The sequence below is a fragment of the Pseudohalioglobus lutimaris genome (genome assembly GCF_002866825.1).
Classification (GTDB): domain Bacteria; phylum Pseudomonadota; class Gammaproteobacteria; order Pseudomonadales; family Halieaceae; genus Halioglobus; species Halioglobus lutimaris.
This window is the reverse complement of the sequence record NZ_PKUS01000002.1, coordinates 366,409-386,448: the sequence shown is the minus strand read 5'-3', so window position 1 is coordinate 386,448 and position 20,040 is coordinate 366,409. Positions and strand designations below refer to the sequence as shown.

The window sequence follows — 20,040 nt, the reverse complement described above, 5'->3', positions numbered from 1 at the left end:
GGGAGACACTGCCATGGGCAGCGCGCAGGACAAACGAATGATCGTCGGACTTGATATCGGTACCTCCAAGGTGGTGGCGATTGTGGGTGAGGTCGGCATGAATGGAGACATCGAGGTGGTTGGCATTGGCTCGCACCCCTCCAAAGGAATGAAGAAAGGCGTGGTGGTCAATATCGAGTCCACGGTGCAGTCAATTCAGCGTGCGGTGGAAGAGGCGGAGCTGATGGCGGGCTGCCAGATTCACTCGGTCTATGTGGGCATTGCCGGCAGTCATATCCGCAGTCTGAATTCTCACGGCATCGTCGCGATAAAGGACAAGGAGGTGTTTCATCATGACCTGGAGCGGGTTATTGATGCGGCCCAGGCGGTAGCGATCCCGGCGGATCAGAAAGTTCTGCATATCTTGCCCCAGGAATACGTGATCGACAGCCAGGAGGGCATCAAGGAGCCGCTGGGTATGTCCGGCGTGCGCCTGGAGGCAAAGGTTCACCTGGTTACCTGCGCGGTAAACGCCGCGCAGAATATCGAGAAATGCATACGCCGCTGTGGGCTGGAAGTGGAGGAAATCATCCTCGAGCAGCTGGCCTCAAGCTATTCCATCCTCACCGACGATGAGCGTGAGCTGGGTGTGTGCCTGGTGGATATCGGAGGGGGTACCAGCGACATTGCCATTTTCACTGACGGCTCTATCCGTCATACCGGAGTAATCCCTATTGCCGGCGACCAGGTGACTAACGATATCGCCATGGCCCTGCGTACTCCCACTCAGCATGCCGAAGAAATCAAGATCAAGTATGCCTGTGCACTGACCCAATTGGCGGGACCGGACGAGACCATCAAGGTGCCCAGCGTAGGAGACCGACCACCAAGGGATCTCTCCAGACAGTCCCTGGCAGAAGTGGTGGAACCGCGTTACGACGAATTATTCACTCTGGTGCAGGCGGAACTGCGACGCTCTGGCTACGAGGACATGGTGCCTGCAGGCATCGTGCTGACCGGAGGCACGTCAAAAATGGAAGGCGTGGTCGAACTGGCCGAGGAGATATTTCATATGCCGGTGCGGGTTGGCTATCCGCAAACCGTGCAGGGCCTCAACGATATTGTCCGCAACCCGATCTACGCGACCAGCGTGGGTCTGTTGCAGTACGGCGTGGACCACATGGAGGAGTCTGGCCAGATAGCGGCCAAGTCCTCCGGGTCCACAGAGAGTTGGTTAACCCGGGCCAAAGCCTGGATATCTAGCAATTTTTAAGCGGTAAACCGTCGCGCGATAGTGCGGCTTTTTTTATTTAAAGGGGAGCTACAACCATGTTTGAACTAATCGACAACGTACCATCCACTGCGGTGATCAAGGTGATCGGCATAGGCGGAGGCGGCGGCAACGCAGTCAAGCATATGATCGAGAACTCTGTAGAAGGCGTAGATTTTATCTGTGCCAATACCGATGCCCAGGCGCTGTCGGACATTGCGTCCAAGACCGTGCTGCAACTGGGAGGTGACATTACCAAGGGCCTGGGAGCAGGCGCTAACCCGGAGATTGGCCGAGCCGCTGCTATGGAGGATCGCGAGCGTATCGCCGAGTCCCTGCGCGGTGCGGATATGGTCTTCATTACCGCCGGTATGGGCGGCGGCACCGGTACCGGAGGCGCGCCAGTGGTCGCGGAAGTGGCCCGTGAGCTGGGCATCCTGACGGTTGCAGTGGTGACGCGTCCGTTCCCTTTCGAGGGCAAGAAACGATTGAAAATTGCCCAGGAAGGCGTGGCCGAGCTGCAGCAGCATGTGGACTCACTGATCACCATTCCCAACGAAAAACTGCTGGAAGTTCTGGGGAAAAATACCAGTCTGCTCGATGCCTTTAGGGAGGCAAATGATGTATTGTTGGGCGCAGTTCAGGGGATCGCAGATCTGATTATCCGCCCTGGCATGATCAACGTGGATTTCGCCGATGTGCGTACCGTGATGTCAGAAATGGGTATGGCGATGATGGGAACCGGCAGCTCGAAAGGCGAGGATCGCGCCAGGGAAGCTGCGGAAAGAGCCATCAACAGTCCCCTCCTGGATGATATTGATTTGCAGGGTGCTCGCGGAATACTGGTGAATATCACTGCCGGACTCGATCTCGCACTTGGCGAGTTCGCCGAAGTTGGCGACACGATCGAGGAATTTGCATCCGAAGAAGCAACAGTTGTGGTGGGTACGGTCATCGATCCTGATATGACCGACGAGCTTAAGGTAACTGTTGTCGCCACAGGGCTGGGTTCCGAGGCCGTAAAAACGCCTCTGCAGGTGATTGATACGCCCAAGCCAGTGACCGCGACCACAGACACTGACGAGGCGCCCGACTACCGGGATCTGGATCGTCCCGCGGTACAGCGCAGACAGCGCGCCGCAGGTGGCCAGGCACATGCTGTGGCATCCGATGCGGACGAGGAGTATTTCGATATTCCGGCGTTTCTGCGTCGCCAGGCAGACTAACAGGCCGTGATCGGGTAGCTACCCGGCGAGGCCGCGTCGTCCCAGACGGCAAAGGCTACGGTTGGAGTACTTATGATTCGACAGCGCACACTGAGGAACGCGATCAAGGCGACGGGCGTCGGCTTGCACACGGGCGACAAGGTCTACCTGACCCTCGCTCCTGCGCCGGTTAATACCGGTATCGTTTTTCGCAGGGTTGACCTCGACCCGGTGGTGGAAATACCCGGTCGTGCTGACAACGTTGCCGATACCATGCTCTCCACCGGCCTGGTTGCCAATGGCGCCAAGGTGTCCACGGTAGAACACCTGATGGCAGCGATGGCGGGTCTTGGGATTGATAATGCCTATGTGGATGTCAGTGCCCCGGAAGTGCCGATTATGGATGGCAGTGCGGCCCCCTTTGTTTTCCTGATCCAGTCCGCAGGGATCGAGGAGCAAAACGCGGCCAAGAAGTTCATTCGCATAAAACGGAAGGTCACAGTCGAGGACGGCGACAAGGTTGCCAGCTTCCTCCCCTTTGATGGCTTCAAGGTCTCTTTCACTATCGACTTTGACCATCCCGTTTTTCGCGATCGCACTGCCCATGCGGATGTGGACTTTTCGACGACGTCGTTCGTCAAGGAAATCAGCCGCGCCCGCACCTTTGGTTTTATGCATGAGATCGAGTACCTGCGCTCCAAGGGCCTGGCCCGGGGTGGCAGCGTAGACAATGCCATCGTGGTGGATGAGTACCGCATTCTCAACCAGGACGGCTTGCGCTACGACGACGAATTCGTGCGTCACAAGGTGCTGGATGCCATTGGTGACCTGTACCTGCTGGGCAACAGCCTGATTGGTGAATTCCGTGCATACAAATCGGGCCATGCCCTGAATAACGCCTCGCTGCGCGCACTGATCGCGCAACCGGATGCCTGGGAGGTGGTGACGTTCGAGGACGAGGCCACCGCCCCCATTTCCTATTCTCTCAGTCCGGTCGTAGCCGCCTAGGCAGTTATCGGCCGGTAACATCCCTGGTCCCGGTGTTTTCGCACCGGTACAATCTAGCTTCCCCTGAATTCTGCAAACGCCCACTGTTGTGTGCCCGTGTGCCTTGCGCCCTGCGGGTTGCGTGGGTGGTACCGCCTGCGTAAATGCGGCTTGGGCGGTTATACTGGGCGGGGTGATTAGTACCTGCCGCGTTGGCAATTGGAGATTGGAACCGATGGAAATGACAGGTCTGCAGGAATTGGCACAGTCGCTTATAGAGTGGGGCGCGATTCTCGTTGCACTGCTGTTAGGCCTGGGGGTGATCTCCATCCTGGTCATGTTCCTGATTGATAAGACCCAGACCAGGCACGCTATCCGTCGCAACTACCCGGTTGTCGGGCGTTTTCGGTACCTGTTCGAGCATATGGGTGAGTTTTTCCGTCAGTATTTTTTCGCCATGGACAGAGAGGAGTTGCCATTCAATCGCGCCGAGCGTTCCTGGGTTTACCGGGCTGCCAAGGAAGTGGACAACACGGTGGCTTTCGGTTCCACCCGCCAGCTCAATATCAAAGGGGATGTGTTCTTTCTCAATAGCGCATTTCCCACACTCGATGAAGACGCGGTTCAGCCCAGGCCGGTCACGATCGGCGGCGGCAGTTGCTCGCGGCCCTACACAAATTCATCGATTCTCAATATTTCCGCCATGAGCTTTGGTGCGATTTCTGAGCCAGCCGTGCGGGCGCTGGCCCGCGGTGCAAAAGACGCAGGCATCTGGATGAATACCGGTGAAGGTGGGTTGTCACCCTATCACCTGGAGTCGGGTGCGGATCTGGTATTCCAGATTGGAACGGCCAAATACGGGGTTCGGGACGGGTTTGGCCTGCTGAGCGATGACCGGTTGCTGGCCGTGGCTGCCCACGAGCAGGTGCGGATGTTTGAAATCAAAATGAGTCAGGGCGCCAAACCCGGGAAGGGCGGTATCCTGCCCGGCGACAAGGTGACTGAGGAAGTGGCACGAATACGCGGCATCGAGCCCGGGGTGGACTCAATCAGCCCCAATGGCCACCCTGACATTCGCTGCGCCGATGACCTGCTGGACATGGTGGAGCGTATTCGCCAGCTTACCGGCAAGCCTGTGGGGTTCAAGATGGTGGTCGGGCAGCTCGACTTCTTCCATGACCTGTTTCGCGCTATCCATAGTCGCGGACCAGAGTTCGCGCCGGACTTTATCACCATCGACAGTGCCGACGGCGGCACCGGTGCCGCCCCGCAACCGTTGATCGACTATATGGGCATGCCGCTGCAGGAGAGTCTGCCGCTGGTAGTAGACCTGTTGCAGGAATATGGCCTGCGTGAGCGGATAAAGGTGATTGCCTCGGGCAAGCTCATCGCACCGGCCCGGGTTGCCTGGGCACTGGCCATGGGCGCGGACTTCTGTGTATCCGCACGGGGCTTTATGTTCGCCCTGGGTTGTGTGCAGTCTCTGCAGTGTAACCGGAACACTTGCCCCACCGGCATTACCACCCACGATGAGGACCTTCAGCGCGGTCTTGTTCCGGCTGAGAAAAGCATCAGGGTCGCGGCCTATGCGCGGCAGATGGCTTATGGCGTGGGCATTATTGCCCACTCCTGCGGGGTGACTGAGCCACGCGGCATGCAGCGCGGCCACGTGCGCATAATTGAGTCTACCGGTGCATCCCGCAGTATGGCTGAATTGCATCCCCTGCCGGCGGTGAAGGCTGAATATGCGGGAGTTGCCGATGCGCTGTCGCGCAGCCAGACAGGCTAGCCGCAGCAGATGCCCGAATTTGGGTACTGGGTCACGCATGTTACGTGGAATTTTGCCGACCGTTGTGGCATAGTTTGCGGCCATTTAGCCTCGTGTCCGCGTAAATGAAAGTTATTCTCATTAATCGCAAGCTTGGGGGCTCCCGCTCCATTGAACTGGGGCGCTTGTCTCGTGCCCTGCTTTCTCTTTGCTGCCTCGGTTTGCCTCTGGGCCTGGTGGCCGGCGGATATCTTTTCGGTCAGGAAAACGAGGCGAATTCCATGCGCGGCGTTGCGCTGGACGGCCTGCAGGAAGAACTGGAAGCGCAGCAAAGAGAGCTGGCCGCGCTGCAGGATCGTGCAGAGCGCAAGCTGCAGGCGATGACGATCAACCTGGCGCAGTTGCAGGCGAGATTGACCCGCCTGGACGCCCTGGGTCAGCACCTGACAGCCATGGCTGACCTCGAGGAAGGTGAGTTTGACTTCAGTCAGCCGCCGGCGATGGGCGGGCCGCTGGCGGGTGAATTCAACGTTGAATATGAAACTTCAGGACTGGAAGTTGAGCTGGGCCTGTTCCAGGATCAACTGTCAGACCGTGAGCAACAACTGGATATTCTTGAAACGCTGCTGACCAATCGTAAATTGGAAGAGCAGGGCTGGCTGTCTGGCCGCCCCATCGAAAAAGGCTGGATATCGTCCTATTACGGCAAACGCACCGACCCCTTCACCGGCAAGCCCGCCTTCCATCACGGCATCGACTTTGCCGGCAAGGAAGGCTCCAATGTGATCGCCGTGGCCTCCGGTGTGGTCACCTGGACGGGCAGCAAATCCGGCTATGGTGAGATGGTCGAAATCTCCCATGGAGACGGCTTTGTCACCCGCTATTCGCACAACAAGCAGGCACTGGTCCAGCCCGGAGATGTAGTGCGCAAGGGTGAGGCGATTGCCCTGATGGGCTCCACAGGGCGTTCTACCGGCGCCCATGTTCACTACGAAGTCTATAAACACGGTCGCTCTGTTGACCCCTCGAGTTACGTCCAGCGCACCCGACGCTGAAGTCGCGGTCCCACTCCTGTAGAATTCCACCTGCCCGGCTCCTGGCCCGGCAGGCATTCCCGTATCCAGTACAAGATGAAACCTGATGATTAACAAATTTCTGAAGATGATGTTCGGTTCCCGCAATGACCGGGAACTGAAGCGAATGGGCAAAGTGGTCAAGAAGGTCAATGCCCTGGCGGAAGAGGTCAAGGCTCTTACCGATGAGCAGTTGGCAGGCAAAACCGTTGAGTTCAAGCAGCGAATTGCTGATGGGCAATCTCTTGACGATCTGTTACCCGAGGCCTTTGCGGTGGTCCGCGAGGCGGGTGAGCGTGTCCTGGGTATGCGCCACTTCGATGTACAGCTGATAGGTGGGATGGCGCTGCATGAGGGTAAAATCGCCGAGATGCGCACCGGTGAAGGTAAGACCCTGGTGGCAACACTGCCGGCCTACCTCAATGCCCTGACTGGCGACGGTGTACACCTGATTACGGTGAACGATTACCTTGCGAGCCGGGATGCGGGTTGGATGGGGCCGCTTTATGAGTTCCTGGGTATCTCTGTCGGTGTCATACGCTCCGGGCAAATGGCTGAAGAAAAGCGCGAGGCCTACAACGCGGACATTATCTACGGTACCAATAACGAGTTCGGTTTCGACTACCTGCGTGACAACATGGCGTTTTCGCTGGAAGACCGCATGCAGGGAAATCTGGCGTTTGCGATTGTCGATGAGGTGGACTCCATCCTGATTGACGAGGCGCGCACGCCGCTGGTCATCTCTGGCGCGTCCGAGGATAGCTCCGAGCTCTACAAGACAATCAACGCCCTCATCCCTGCTCTGAAGCCGGACCTTGAGGGTGAGGCCGGCCATTACACCGTGGACGAAAAGCAGCGTCAGGTGGAGCTCACCGAGGCTGGCCACGAGTTCGTCGAGGAAATGTTGATACGGGAAAAGTTGTTGGAAGAGGGCGACAGCCTGTATGCCGCCACTAACCTTAACCTGCTGCATCACGTCTACTCCGGGCTGCGCGCGCATGTCATGTTCCAGAGGGATGTTGAGTACATCGTTCAGGATGGCCAGGTCGTATTGATTGACGAGCACACCGGACGCACCATGGCAGGGCGACGCCTGTCGGAGGGATTGCACCAGGCCATAGAGGCCAAAGAAGGCGTGGCAATTCAGAGCGAGAGCCAGACCCTGGCCTCCACTACTTTCCAGAATTACTTCCGGCTTTACGGCAAGTTGTCTGGAATGACGGGTACTGCCGACACCGAGGCATTTGAATTCCGGCAGATTTACGGCCTGGAAGTGCTGGTTATCCCCACTAACGTTCCCCAGTTGCGCAAGGATCTCAACGACCTGGTGTATCTTTCCAGGGAGGAAAAATTCGACGCCATCGTAGCCGACGTGAAGGACTGCATGGCTAACAACGCGCCAGTGCTGGTGGGTACAGCATCTGTTGAAACCTCCGAGGAGTTGTCGGCACGCTTCCGGGAAGCGAAGATTGCGCATAAGGTACTGAACGCCAAGTACCATGAGCAGGAAGCGGAGATTATCGCCCAGGCGGGGCGCCCGGGCGTTGTAACGATTGCCACCAACATGGCCGGTCGTGGTACCGATATCGTGCTGGGCGGTAACCTGGATGCGGAGATGGCTGCCGCCGGTGAGATCAGTGATGAGCGCCGCAATGAACTAAAAGCCGCCTGGGAGCAGCGCCACACGCAGGTGCTGGAAGCCGGGGGCCTGCACATCCTGGGTACGGAGCGCCACGAGTCACGAAGAATCGACAACCAGCTGCGCGGCCGGGCGGGGCGCCAGGGCGATCCGGGTGTGTCACGCTTTTATCTCTCCCTTGAAGATAGCCTGATGCGCATCTTTGCCTCTGACCGGGTGAAGAACTTCATGCAGGCCCTGGGCATGGAGAAGGGTGAGGCTATAGAACACCGCATGGTGACCAATGCGATCGAGAAAGCGCAGCGCAAGGTCGAGGGGCGCAACTTTGATATCCGCAAGCAATTGCTGGAATACGACGATGTGGCCAACGACCAGCGCCAGATTATTTACGGTCAACGCAATGACCTGTTGGGCGAGGCCGATATTTCCGAAACGGTCACAACCATCCGCGCTGACGTCGTCAATGGCGCCATCGACAGCTATGTGCCGCCCATGAGCGTGGAGGAGCAGTGGGACATTGCCGGTCTGGAGCGCGCGCTGGAGGCGGAATTTGCACTGCCGCTGCCGCTGCAGCAATGGCTGGATGAAGATGACAAGTTGCACGAGGAGGCACTGCGTACACGGATTCTTGATGCCGTGCAGGCCGCCTATGATGAGAAGTGCGAGAGTGTGGGCCCGGACATGCGCAAGATCGAGAAGCAGATCATGTTGCAGGTACTCGATACCTTGTGGAAAGAGCACCTCGCCACAATGGACCACCTGCGCCAGGGTATTCATCTGCGCGCCTATGCCCAGAAAAACCCCAAACAGGAGTACAAGCGCGAATCTTTCGAGCTGTTCCAGGAGTTACTCGACAACCTGAAGCTGGAAGTGGTGAAGTTTCTCAGCCATGTGCAGATTCAGCGACAGGATGAGGCTGAGCTGATTGAAAAGCAGCGCCGAGAGGCCGCCGAACGCGAGAAGCTTGCATTCCAGCACGCCGAGGCATCAGCCATGGTAGCACCGGAGGAAGACCAGCAGCCTCAGCGGCCGGTTATACCGGAGACGTTTGTACGCGATCAGCCCAAGGTTGGACGCAACGATCCCTGCCCCTGCGGCAGTGGCAAAAAATACAAACAGTGCCACGGCAAACTGTGACCGGGGGATAATCAATGGCGGTTGGTGAAGACAAGCTGCCCGTGCTACAGCCGGTGCCGGGAATACGCCTGGGCACAGCGTCCGCGGGCATCAAGAAGCCCGGTCGCAAGGACCTGGTGCTTATAGAGCTTGCTCCGGGAAGTACCTGTGCCGGTGTTTTTACCCGCAATGCCTTTTGCGCAGCGCCGGTAACCGTGGCGCGCGAGCACCTGCGGCTATCCGACGCACGGCCGGGTTACCTGCTGGTCAATACCGGCAACGCCAACGCAGGTACTGGTGAACAGGGTTTGCAGGACGCCCGGGCCTGTTGCGCCGCTGTTGCAGCCAGCGCTGGCGGCGATGCGCAGAGAGTACTTCCTTTTTCCACCGGAGTGATCGGTGAGCCCCTTCCCGTTGACCTGATTACCGCGGCGCTGCCCTCCGCAGTTGCTGCGCTGGATGCCGGGGGCTGGGCTGATGCCGCTGAAGGCATTCTTACCACCGACACCAGGCCCAAGGGCTTTTCCACCAGCTTCAGTAGTGAAGGCAGGGAGTATGTGGTCACGGGTATCGCCAAGGGAGCGGGTATGATTCGGCCCGATATGGCGACCATGCTGGCTTATGTGGGTACCAATGCCGCAGTCGAACCCGCCGTCCTGCAACGCATTCTCTCTGCTGCGGTCAATATGTCGTTTAATCGCGTGACCATCGATGGTGATACTTCAACCAACGACGCCTGCATGCTGGTGGCCACCGGGGCTGCCGGCAATGAAATCCTTGAGGATGACCATTCCCCGCTGTATCAGGCCCTGGCCGATTCTGTCCAGGAAGTGTGTGTTGCCCTGGCGCAGGAGCTGGTCCGCGATGGCGAGGGCGCAAGTAAATTCGTCACTGTCGAAGTCAATGGCGGCAGGGATGAACAGGAGTGCTTGGACGTGGGGTTCACTATCGGCCATTCGCCCCTGGTAAAAACAGCACTGTTCGCCTCGGATCCCAACTGGGGGCGCTTGCTTGCTGCCATCGGTCGCGCGGGCCTGCCGGAACTTGATGTGAACCGGATTGCCCTGTACCTCAATGATGTGCTCATTGCCGATCGGGGCTGCAGGGCAGCGAGTTATACGGAGGAGCAGGGTATCGCCGCCATGGCACCTGAGGAAATACGGATTCGCATTGAGCTCAATAGGGGGGACTCTGCAGCTTCAATATGGACCACTGATTTTTCCTATGATTACGTGCGTATCAATGCAGAGTACCGGACTTGAGCGTGCACGTGGCCGTGGGGGTGATTGTCGATGGCCGCAGTCGGGTGCTGCTGACCCGTCGTGCTGGACACGTACACCAGGGGGGGCTGTGGGAGTTTCCTGGTGGTAAGGTAGAGGCAGGGGAAAGCCTGGCTGCAGCGCTCGATCGCGAGTTGCGTGAGGAATTGTCGATAACACCTCTGCGTACCACTTCTCTGCTGGAGGTTAAGCACGACTACAGTGATAAGTCCGTACTGCTTGACGTGCACGTGGTGTGGGAGTTTGCTGGCAAACCGCAGGCGCTGGAGGGTCAGCCAATGGCCTGGGTCGGCGCGAGTGAGCTGGCCGCTTACGCGTTTCCTGCCGCCAATGAGCCAATTGTCGCCGCTGTGGTGAAACTGCTGACCTAGAGTGCTATGAAGCTCTCGACCCTGCGCGTGCGAGAAACTCCCTGTGCAGTTCCGCCACGATTCCATCCAACTCTGCCAGCGAGCCGGAGTTATCGATAACAATGTCCGCCTGGTCGAGGCGGGTATCGCGAGGCAGCTGCGCTGCAATGATACGTTTCACCTGATCCTCATCGTTGTTGTCCCTGGTCATGGTGCGTTGTAACTGCATTGCTTCAGGCACATCTACTACCACAACCAGGTCTGCCAACGCGCTCTGGCTGGTCTCAAGCAGCAGCGGCGAGGACAGCATCACGTAGGGAGAACCGGCTGCCTCCAGCTGTTGGCGAATTTCCTGGCCGATGAGCGGGTGGGTCAGTTGCTCCAGCCAGCGACGTTCGTCATCGTCGGCGAATATGATACTGCGCAGCGCAGCGCGATCCAGTTGGCCGTCGGCTAGCAGCACCTCGGCGCCGAAGTGTTCGGCAATGGCGTCCAGTGCAGGGCCGCCGGGTTGCACCACCACGCGGGCCACCTTGTCGGCATCTACAACAACAATGCCCAGTTCTTCAAAACGGTCGGTCACTGCTGACTTGCCGCTGCCAATACCGCCGGTAATACCGATAACCAGGCTCATTCTATTGCACTCCCACTGTACTCAGGTAAGCAGCACTGATTTCATCGCCCCACATCAGTGCAATCCATCCAGCCGCTGCCAGGTAAGGGCCGAAGGGCATGGGAACATCTTTGTCCCTGCGCTTGAATATCATCAGGGTGATGCCCACCAGCGCACCTACGACAGAGGACAGCAAGATAATGGAAGGCAGGGCCTGCCAGCCCAGCCATGCCCCCAGCGCAGCCAGAAGCTTGAAGTCACCATAGCCCATGCCTTCCTTGCCAGTAAGCAGCTTGAATAGCCAGTAAACACTCCAGAGGACCATGTAACCGGCCATGGCACCGATCACGGCATCGGTAAGACTGACATAGGTGCCGCTGATATTAAACAGCAGCCCCAGCCAGATCAGCGGCAGGGTGATGTCGTCAGGCAAAAGTTGGTGGTCGACGTCGATCATGGTCAGTGCAACAAGGGACCAGGTCAGCAGCATAGCCCCCAGTAGTCCTGCAGAGGCGGGGAACTGCAATATCAATGAAAGTGTGAGCAACCCCGTCACCAGTTCTACCAGTGGGTAACGTGGCGAGATTGCCACGCTGCACCGGGCGCATTTGCCGCCCAGGAACAGGTAGCTGAACACGGGTATGTTCTGCCAGGCGCGAATGGCGGCTTTGCAGTTTGGGCAATGGGAGTTGGGCGTTGACAGCGTCAGCACGGGGTCTGTAGCTTCCCGCTCAAGCTCCAACAACTCGCAGCAGTCGCCGCGCCAACGTGCCTCCATCATGATAGGCAGGCGATGTATGACAACATTGAGAAAGCTGCCGACGACCAACCCCAGCGTCAGCAGAGCCAGACCCAGTAGCCAGCCCTGCTGGTTGAGGACGTCCAACATGTGGTGTGCGACGCTCCCTAAATAACGGACCCGAGCATAAAGATGGGCAGGTACATGGCGATCATCAGGCCGCCTACCATCACACCCAGAATAGACATGATCAGTGGCTCAAGCAGCGAACTGAGATTGTCCACTGCGTCATCTACTGCGGCCTCATAGTGGTCCGCCACTTTGCCGAGCATGTCGTCCAGCGCGCCGGATTCCTCACCAATGGAGACCATCTGCAGCAGCAGGTTCGGGAAAAGACCGGTTGCCTTGATTGAATTATACAGCGTGGAGCCCGTGGTAACGTCATCCTTGATCTGGCGGATGGCCCGGGAGTAAACCGAGTTGCCGGCGGCGCCGGCGGTGGACTCCAGGGCGTCCACCAGCGGTACACCCGCGGCAAACGTGGTCGACAACGTTCGAGAAAAACGTGCAATCACAGCATCGTGAACGATGCCGCCGACGACCGGTATCTTCAGCGCCACCTTATCCAGCCACTGGGAAAATTTCTCGGAGCGGAACTTCGCCTCGCGAAAAGCAAAGGCAATGGCGACTATCGCAAGCAGGCAGATGAACCAGTATTCCTGTACGAACTCGGACATGTTCAGCACCATCTGTGTGAACGCCGGCAGGTCGGAGCCAAAATTCTGGAAAGTCTCGGCAAATACCGGAATGACCTTGAGCATAAGGATCAGTGTAACCACCACGCCCACCGAGACGACCGCAAGAGGGTAGGTCATGGCCTTGCGGATCTTGGCTTTTAGCGCCTCGGTTTTTTCCTTGTAGGTGGCCACGCGGTCGAGCATGACCTCCAGCGTGCCCGATTCCTCGCCCGAGGCAATCAGGCTGCAGAACAACTCGTCAAAATAGCGGGGGTGTTTCTCCAGTGAGGGGGCGAGACCGGTACCCGAGGCCACGTCGTTCTTGATCTGCATGACCAGGTCTCTCATGCGCGGCTTATCCATGCCGTCAGCCACAATCTCGAAGGCCTGCACCAGGGGGACACCAGCCTTCATCATGGTTGCCATCTGCCGGGTGAACACAGCGATGTCGGACGGCTTGATCGCCTTGCCCTGCCCGGAACCGAACAACGGCTTGCTTTTTTTCTTCACTGATTTTGGCTTGATGCCCTGCCTGCGCAACTGTGCCTTGGCCATGGCGCTGCTTACGGCGGAAATCTCGCCCTTGCTGTTGCGGCCGTTCTTGTCGATGCCGCTCCATGTGAATGTATCGTTGCCTGTTGCTGTAGCCATAATTTATAGCGCCCCTGTTCCTGTCCCTTGGTCTTTTTTTAGTCCACCGTAATCCGGTTGGCTTCTTCTAATGTAGTCATGCCCTGCGCGACTTTACGTAAGGCCGACTGACGCAGTGTGTGGAAACCTTCTGCATTGGCCGCTTCCTGAATCTGCAGGGAATTGCCCTCTTCCATGATCAGGGACGCGATCTTCTGGGTGATTCTGACCACCTCGTATACGCCAACCCGGCCCTTGTAACCGTCATTACACAGGCTGCATCCCACGGCTTTCATGATCGCGGCATCTGCCAACTGTTCTTCGAGGAAGCCTTCCTGCAGCAGCGTTTCGTGGGGTATGTCCGCCGGCACAGCGCACTCCTTGCAGAGGCGGCGCGCGAGTCGCTGGGCAATTATAAGGTCCACCGAAGAGGCAACGTTGAATGCCGGTACGCCCATATTAAGCAAGCGTGTTACCGTTTCAGCGGCGCTGTTGGTGTGCAGGGTGGATAAAACCAGGTGGCCGGTTTGCGCCGCCTTGATGGCGATTTCCGCTGTTTCCAGGTCACGGATCTCACCGACCATGATGACGTCGGGGTCCTGGCGCAGGAATGACCTCAGTGCCTCGGCAAAGTTGAGTCCCACCTTGGCATTAACGTGTACCTGGTTGATTCCCGCGAGATTGATTTCGACCGGGTCCTCCGCCGTGGAGATATTTCGCTCTGGTGTATTGAGAATGTTCAGGCCAGTGTAAAGCGATACGGTCTTACCGGATCCGGTTGGCCCGGTGACCAGAATCATGCCCTGCGGCTGGTTAAGGGTCTTGAGGTACATCTCCTTCTGCTCGGGTTCATACCCGAGTGCATCAATCCCCAGTTGGGCGCTGGTGGGGTCAAGTATACGCAGGACGATTTTCTCGCCAAACAGGGTCGGCAGCGTGTTTACACGAAAGTCGATGGCCCGGTTTCGCGACAGCTTCATCTGGATGCGCCCGTCCTGCGGCAAGCGCCGTTCGGAAATATCCATTTGCGACATCACTTTGAGTCGTGCGGCCAGTCGACTGGAAAGGTTGCGCGGAGGCTTGACCATCTCCCGGAGCACGCCGTCGGTGCGGAAGCGCACCCGGTAGTCGTGCTCATAGGGTTCGAAATGGATATCCGATGCGCCCTGTTTGATGGCATCGATAAGGACTTTGTTGACAAAGCGTACGATCGGGGTTTCATCAACGGCTTCGTTACTGTCATCGTTGTCAGTGCTTTCGCCGCTGGAGACATCAATGCCTTCAAGGTCATCTGAGTCCAGGTCGCCCAGGCCGTCGCTCAGGTCATCCTGGGTCTCCACCCATGCGGAGATCATCGCGGCGAGTGCACGCTCTTCCAGTAATACGGCGTCTGTGTTGACCCCGGTGTGAAACTTGATTTCGTCCAGGGCGGCCAGGTTGGTCGGGTCAGATACAGCAATGAACAAGCGGTTGCCCCGTCGGTACAAGGGCAGGGCGTGGTGCTTGATTACCAGTCCTACTTCAACCAGGCCGACAGGGAGGGCGCTTAAGTCAAAAGAGCTCGCATCAAATTGGGGAACGCCAAACTCCTGTGAGGCGACGGCAGCCAGCCGAAAGCTGTCCACGTTTTTTTTCTCCACAAGGAAGGAGACCAGCGGGACCTGCTCCATGGAGGCCTCGCGCTGGGCGCTGGTAGCCGCCTCAGCGGAAATCAAGCCCTCCGCGACCAGGCGACCGGCAAGACCGCTTAGCTGTCCTATTCCCTTGTCATTCATCTCCGTTGGGCCCCTGGTACAACCGTCAGATGTATCTCTTTTTTTAATCGCATCTCTGCGGGAAGTATAAACACTGTGTGCATGTGCTCCTAGCGTTTGCATGACTTAGATTGGGGAAAACTGGAGTTTTCACATACCACCCCAAAGCCGGGATGGTCGCTGCGCAGTAGGGTGGAGACACTGCAGAAGGCGCAAAATATCGCAGAGTGACGTTTTTTGTCAGTTCTGGACGTTGTGTACAGCGATGCGTTCCCTGGTCAACGGCTTTAACGCGGCGCTTATATGCGCTTAACAAGCTGATTTATAACAATAAAATATATTTTTTTAATAATTGGCCCGCTACCTGCATTGGTTCTTGGGCATGTGGGAAATCGTGTGGTTCTGACAAAAAACACGGCCCCGATAAGTAATCAGTCTCAACGGAGTTAGAGCATATGAATATTCAGAAAACAGCCCAGAAGGGTTTTACCTTGATCGAACTGATGATCGTTATTGCGATTGTCGGCATTCTTGCGGCCATTGCGCTGCCCGCATACCAGGACTATATCGTGCGTTCCAAGATGTCTGAGCCTGCTGCCGCATTGGCTGAAGCGAAAACATCAATCGCAGAGTTCTATTCAACTAACGTTAACATTCCCGTAGATGCAACAGAGGCCGGCCTGCTGACCAACCCGGACAAGCCGATTGTTGTATCACTTGGCTATACTTCATCCGGCGGCCTGCCCATTGTTACTGCCAGAATTCGTACCGGCGTTATACCTTCCGATACGACTGAGACAGACTATGGCTTCTCGCTCTCGGGCACCACGCGCTCCGGAAACACCCTGGTATGGACTTGTAAGTCCACAACCGACGGTGTTGTAAGTGGCTCTACTGCTGCTGTCGTCATCCCCTCGAAGTACTTGCCGTCCAACTGCCGCTAAGCTGCGGTTGAGGTCGAAGCCCGGTTTATACCGGGCTTTTTTTTGTGTTAGATTTATTAATTCCGCATTGGTTGAGAGCATCCAGCCCCTTGTCTATTTTGAGAACGCATAGGGCGTTGCTTCTGCTGCTGGCTTTGCTGACAGTGGCGCTCTACTCACCCGGCCTTTCAGGCCCCTTTCTTTTCGATGACGGCCCTGCGCTGACGAGCAACCCATACCTGAACGGGGAAGGGAGTGCGTTTGAGGACTGGCGGACAGCGACGTTCAGTTCAAAGTCGGGCCCTCTGCAGCGGCCCATCGCCATGTGGAGCTTCGCTGTCAACAGTGTAGTTGCTGGCGGCATCGATACCTTCCAGGTCAAACTGGTCAACCTGGTCATTCACTTGCTATGTGGTGGACTGGTATACCTTCTGGCGCTGGGTATCCTGCGGCAGGTGGTGCCAGGCGGGTCTGAGTCATCCCGGCAGCAGGTGGCGCTGTTGGCGGCGGCGCTCTGGTTGTTGGCGCCGCTTCACGTTTCAACGGTCTTGTACGCTGTTCAGCGCATGGCGCAGTTGGCCACGCTGTTTACCCTGTTGGGGCTGTGGTTGTTTGTGCGGCGGCGGGAGCAGTGGGCAGAGCGAGGTGCCTCCCCTGCAGACTTGATCGCCACAAGCTTATGGCTGTTGTTGGTGTTGTTACTCGCGGTACTGTCGAAAGAGAACGGCGTGCTGCTGCTATGGCTACTGCCGGTATTTGAAGTGACTCTGTTTCGTGGGCGTTGGGCCGGCTCGAAGAACCGCATCATCACTTTGCTCGGCTGGATTGGGTTGCTGGTACCACTGTTGGTTATCGTCGGCACCACGCTGCTGGTGCCGGAGCTGATACCGGACCGGTACACGGGAAGGGAGTTTAGTCTGCAGGAGCGCCTGCTCACGCAGTTGCGCTTGCTCTGGCAGTATCTGTCCTGGCTGGTTTTTCCGGATATCACCAGCATGGGTTTTCAGCACGACGATATCCCGCTTTCCACCTCATGGGTGAACCCGGTCACCACGCTTTTCTCGGCGCTGGCCTGGCTGGTCACTGCAGGGGTGGCCTGGTTATTGCGTAGGCGACTGCCGTTGCTGGGCTTTGCACTGTTGTTTTATCTGGTGGGACATGCCCTGGAGTCCAGCGTCTGGCCGCTGGAGATGGTCTATGAGCATCGCAACTACCTGCCCAGCGTGGGTCTGTTTATTCTCCTGGCCTACCTGTTGCAGATGGCTTTTCATTGCCAGCATTGGGTGCGTCCCGCCATCCCTGTTTTTGCAGTGCTGGCGATACTGTCTACAGTATTGTTCCTGCGGGTGCAGGTCTGGAGCGAGCACCTGCGCCTGACAGCGGTAAACGTCGACAATCACCCTGAATCCTCCCGTTCACACTACTTCCTCGCGGAAGCCTGGCTGAAGGCCTACAAAAGCTCGTTGGCGGCGCAGCAAGCAGATGAGGGTCGCGGTCAGTACCTGGTGGCTGCCCGCCATCACTTTGAACTCATGTACCAGAAGAACCCGCGGGATTTTGCGGCAATCGTCATGCTGTACTACCTCGACAGCCATCATTTCCGAGACCTCAGGCAATATAATGATTGGTTTGCTGTTTTGCGGGAGGTAGCGGGCGATCGCCCATTGCAGGCCTCGGATATCGCCGCCCTGGATGTGCTCCTGGATTGCTTCGTCGCCAGGTTGTGCGACGCTCCAAAGAGCGAGTTGTTTGCCTTGATGGATACGCTTGAACGGCGCTATATCGACGATGTCAGGTTTCTACTGCTGCGATACCGCTATCTGCGCGCAACCGCGGCGCCTCCTGAGCATCGGCTTGCTCTCCTCGAGCGAGCAAGGAGATTGCAGCCCGGCAATACTGTCGTTTACCAGCACCAGCTCACGGAGTTTTCTGAATCGGGAAACCTGTCCGGGCTCTACGAAGCCATCAGGTCGTGGATGCTGTATGACGACGGGCGACAGAATCTGCAGTTCATGCGCGGCTTGTTTGCCGCCCCTGCGGCGGACATTGAGCAGGTGTCTGGCAAATGAAGGGTTATCCGTCGTTGCGAGCCTGGGGGGCCACACTCCTTTTTGTCACGCTGTATCTGGCCGTCTACTGGATCTACCTGCCGGGCACGTCGGGACCTGTCATGCTCGACGATCGATCCAGCCTGACCAAATTGGAGAGTCTGGAAGAGCGTCCCGAACAGGCCCTGGATTTCGTTCTGGGTGAAAACTCCGGCCCGCTGGGGAGACCTGTATCCATGGCCACATTTGTCGCCGAGCGGCTGCTTGGCGACGGTAGCACTGCGACAGCAAAAGCTGTGAATATCATGCTGCATACGGTGTCGGGCGCGTTAATCGCATATTTCATCGTACTCCTGCTCACTGCCATCGGTGTTAAAGCGCCTGTGCCCATAGCGGTAATGCTCAGCGTGTTGTGGCTGCTGGCGCCACTCCACGTGAGTACGGTGCTCTATGTTGTGCAGCGGATGACGATGCTGGCGACAGTGTTCTCCCTGCTGGGGCTGATTGCCTATTTGCGGTGGCGCAGAGGGGTTGGCTCGGGTGAGCCGCAACATGCCTGGTTATTGCTGGTCATGGCCTGTATCGCGTTGGCTGTGCTGTCCAAGGAAAACGGAATCCTGGTCGTGCCGCTGATACTGCTGACGGAAGCGTTCTGGCTGCAATTTCGTGACAATTCGGGTCGTATCCTTCTGTGGTTGCAGTCGCTCACGCTAATGCTGATTGCCGGTGGCGCGCTCGCCATTGTATTGCTGCTTGGTATCTTCTGGGACACATTGGTCGATTATCACCAGTTCCGTGAATTTACCCTGGTGGAGCGTCTACTGACGCAGGCGAGGGTTGTCTGGGATTACGTGGGTCAGTTTTACCTTCCCGAGACGTCTCGTCTGGGCATCTATCATGATGACCTGCATGTATCTGTCTCACTGTCGCAGCCAGGATCTACCGCTTATGCTGTGTTGGGCTGGCTTGTGTTGATTTTACTGGTGCCTGTTCTGTGGTGGTGGAAATGGCCCAGGCGACTGCTCTACGGGCCTTTGTTCTTTCTTGCCGGGCACGCGATGGAGTCCACTGTCTGGCCGCTTGAGCTGTATTTCGAACACCGCAATTATCTGCCGAGTGTCGGCCTCATTGTCATCCCGCTATGTGTTTATGCTTATGCTGTAAAAAAATGGCCTGAAGTGCGTTACCCGCTGCTGGCCTGGTGCATGGTGGCGATTGTCGCGATGGCGATACAGACCAGTTCCCAGGTCAGTATTTGGTCCAGCAGGCCCTTGTTGATGATGCACCACGTCAACGGTCATCCTCACTCTGCCCGTGCCAACCGGGACTACGCCTCTCAGCTGGCAATGTCGGGGGCGAGGGATGCCGCGCTGCTATATTCGGAGCGTGCTTACAAGGCCTCACTGGCAACCCCGGCAGCTGGAGATGAGCATTTTGGGGACTTTGTACTGCGCAATGTTGCACTTGCCTGCCTGGCCGGTGAGCCACTGGTGCCTGAAGAGTATGAGGTGATTGGCCGGGTGCAACCGCAGCGACCCCTGGGGCAGGTGGTCACCATGGGCGTGGTTATAAAGCTGCGTCAGGAAGAGCGCTGCCCACGATTTGACTGGGACGGTTTTCTGGAGCACCTGGCCAGTTTGTACCTGACTGAATTTGATACCAGCCTGGCCTCGCATAATATGTTCTCCGCGCTGGCGATGCTTGCCAACGCCCACCAGCACTGGGAATACGCCTACGCCTACAATGCGCGACATCTGGCGCTGGTCCCCCATAGTGTTCGCGGCATGCTCATGCAACTGCACTTTACGACAGCCCTGGGCAAGACCTCTGAGGCGCAAGAGTACATTGCGCGCTTGCAAGAATTGCAGCGAGCAGGGAAACTGACGCAAGCTGAGCTGGCCAACCTGGCCTTGTATCTGGAGAAGTAAA

General features: G+C 57.5%; 15 protein-coding genes. 11 read left to right on the top strand and 4 right to left on the bottom strand.

All coding sequences use genetic code 11. The features are described 5' to 3' along the window. Positions 1-13 precede the first annotated feature (13 nt). The 8 genes from ftsA to mutT all read left to right on the top strand — a co-directional run bounded on the left by ftsA (position 14) and on the right by mutT (position 10,688). Positions 14-1,252 carry a cell division protein FtsA gene (gene ftsA / locus C0039_RS03975; protein WP_076000415.1) on the top strand — a complete coding sequence of 413 codons (1,239 nt, stop codon included), beginning with the start codon at positions 14-16 and terminating at the stop codon, positions 1,250-1,252. A gap of 56 nt (positions 1,253-1,308) precedes the next feature. Next, the gene (gene ftsZ, locus C0039_RS03970) at positions 1,309-2,475 is read left to right on the top strand and encodes a cell division protein FtsZ (protein ID WP_076000416.1); all 1,167 of its coding nucleotides are present in this window, start codon (positions 1,309-1,311) and stop codon (positions 2,473-2,475) included. A 72-nt stretch (positions 2,476-2,547) separates the two neighbouring features. Then, positions 2,548-3,462, top strand: coding sequence for a UDP-3-O-acyl-N-acetylglucosamine deacetylase (gene lpxC, locus C0039_RS03965; protein ID WP_076000417.1), 915 nt, complete (start codon positions 2,548-2,550; stop codon positions 3,460-3,462). 214 nt (positions 3,463-3,676) lie between these two features. Beyond that, positions 3,677-5,230: an FMN-binding glutamate synthase family protein gene (locus tag C0039_RS03960; protein ID WP_101517295.1), complete on the top strand. Its 1,554-nt coding sequence runs from the start codon at positions 3,677-3,679 to the stop codon at positions 5,228-5,230. A 104-nt stretch (positions 5,231-5,334) separates the two neighbouring features. Further along, complete coding sequence (locus tag C0039_RS03955; protein ID WP_076000418.1) at positions 5,335-6,264, top strand: M23 family metallopeptidase; 930 nt, start codon at positions 5,335-5,337, stop codon at positions 6,262-6,264. Positions 6,265-6,349: 85 nt separating this feature from the next. Next, a complete protein-coding gene (gene secA / locus C0039_RS03950) occupies positions 6,350-9,058 on the top strand; it encodes a preprotein translocase subunit SecA (RefSeq protein ID WP_101517294.1) in 2,709 nt (902 codons plus the stop codon). 14 nt (positions 9,059-9,072) lie between these two features. After that, the gene (gene argJ, locus C0039_RS03945) at positions 9,073-10,299 is read left to right on the top strand and encodes a bifunctional glutamate N-acetyltransferase/amino-acid acetyltransferase ArgJ (protein WP_076000420.1); all 1,227 of its coding nucleotides are present in this window, start codon (positions 9,073-9,075) and stop codon (positions 10,297-10,299) included. Between the two features lie 2 nt (positions 10,300-10,301). After that, positions 10,302-10,688 carry an 8-oxo-dGTP diphosphatase MutT gene (gene mutT / locus C0039_RS03940; RefSeq protein WP_341476643.1) on the top strand — a complete coding sequence of 129 codons (387 nt, stop codon included), beginning with the start codon at positions 10,302-10,304 and terminating at the stop codon, positions 10,686-10,688. Positions 10,689-10,692: 4 nt separating this feature from the next. Here the strand turns inward: mutT and coaE are convergent, their stop codons facing one another. Genes coaE through pilB form a run of 4 tightly spaced genes read right to left on the bottom strand, consistent with a single transcriptional unit; the run spans position 10,693 to position 15,161 of the window. Next, on the bottom strand, positions 10,693-11,301 hold the full coding sequence (coaE, locus tag C0039_RS03935) for a dephospho-CoA kinase (RefSeq protein ID WP_101517292.1): 609 nt from the start codon (positions 11,299-11,301) through the stop codon (positions 10,693-10,695). A gap of 1 nt (position 11,302) precedes the next feature. Beyond that, on the bottom strand, positions 11,303-12,169 hold the full coding sequence (locus tag C0039_RS03930; protein ID WP_076000423.1) for a prepilin peptidase: 867 nt from the start codon (positions 12,167-12,169) through the stop codon (positions 11,303-11,305). Positions 12,170-12,186: 17 nt separating this feature from the next. After that, positions 12,187-13,407 (bottom strand): type II secretion system F family protein, encoded by a 1,221-nt coding sequence (locus C0039_RS03925; protein WP_076000424.1) that lies wholly within the window; start codon positions 13,405-13,407, stop codon positions 12,187-12,189. Between the two features lie 38 nt (positions 13,408-13,445). After that, positions 13,446-15,161 carry a type IV-A pilus assembly ATPase PilB gene (gene pilB, locus C0039_RS03920; RefSeq protein ID WP_076000425.1) on the bottom strand — a complete coding sequence of 572 codons (1,716 nt, stop codon included), beginning with the start codon at positions 15,159-15,161 and terminating at the stop codon, positions 13,446-13,448. A 434-nt stretch (positions 15,162-15,595) separates the two neighbouring features. Here pilB and C0039_RS03915 point away from each other — a divergent pair, with 434 nt between their 5' ends. From C0039_RS03915 to C0039_RS03905, 3 genes are all read left to right on the top strand, one after another. Continuing rightward, entirely contained in the window at positions 15,596-16,084 is a 489-nt protein-coding gene (locus C0039_RS03915) for a pilin (protein ID WP_101517291.1), read from the top strand. An 89-nt stretch (positions 16,085-16,173) separates the two neighbouring features. Continuing rightward, entirely contained in the window at positions 16,174-18,132 is a 1,959-nt protein-coding gene (locus tag C0039_RS03910; RefSeq protein WP_133125933.1) for a hypothetical protein, read from the top strand. After that, positions 18,129-20,039, top strand: a complete 1,911-nt coding sequence (locus tag C0039_RS03905) for a glycosyltransferase family protein (protein WP_101517289.1) — start codon at positions 18,129-18,131, stop codon at positions 20,037-20,039. Before C0039_RS03910 ends, C0039_RS03905 begins: the two co-directional genes overlap by 4 nt. Position 20,040: the final 1 nt, after the last annotated feature.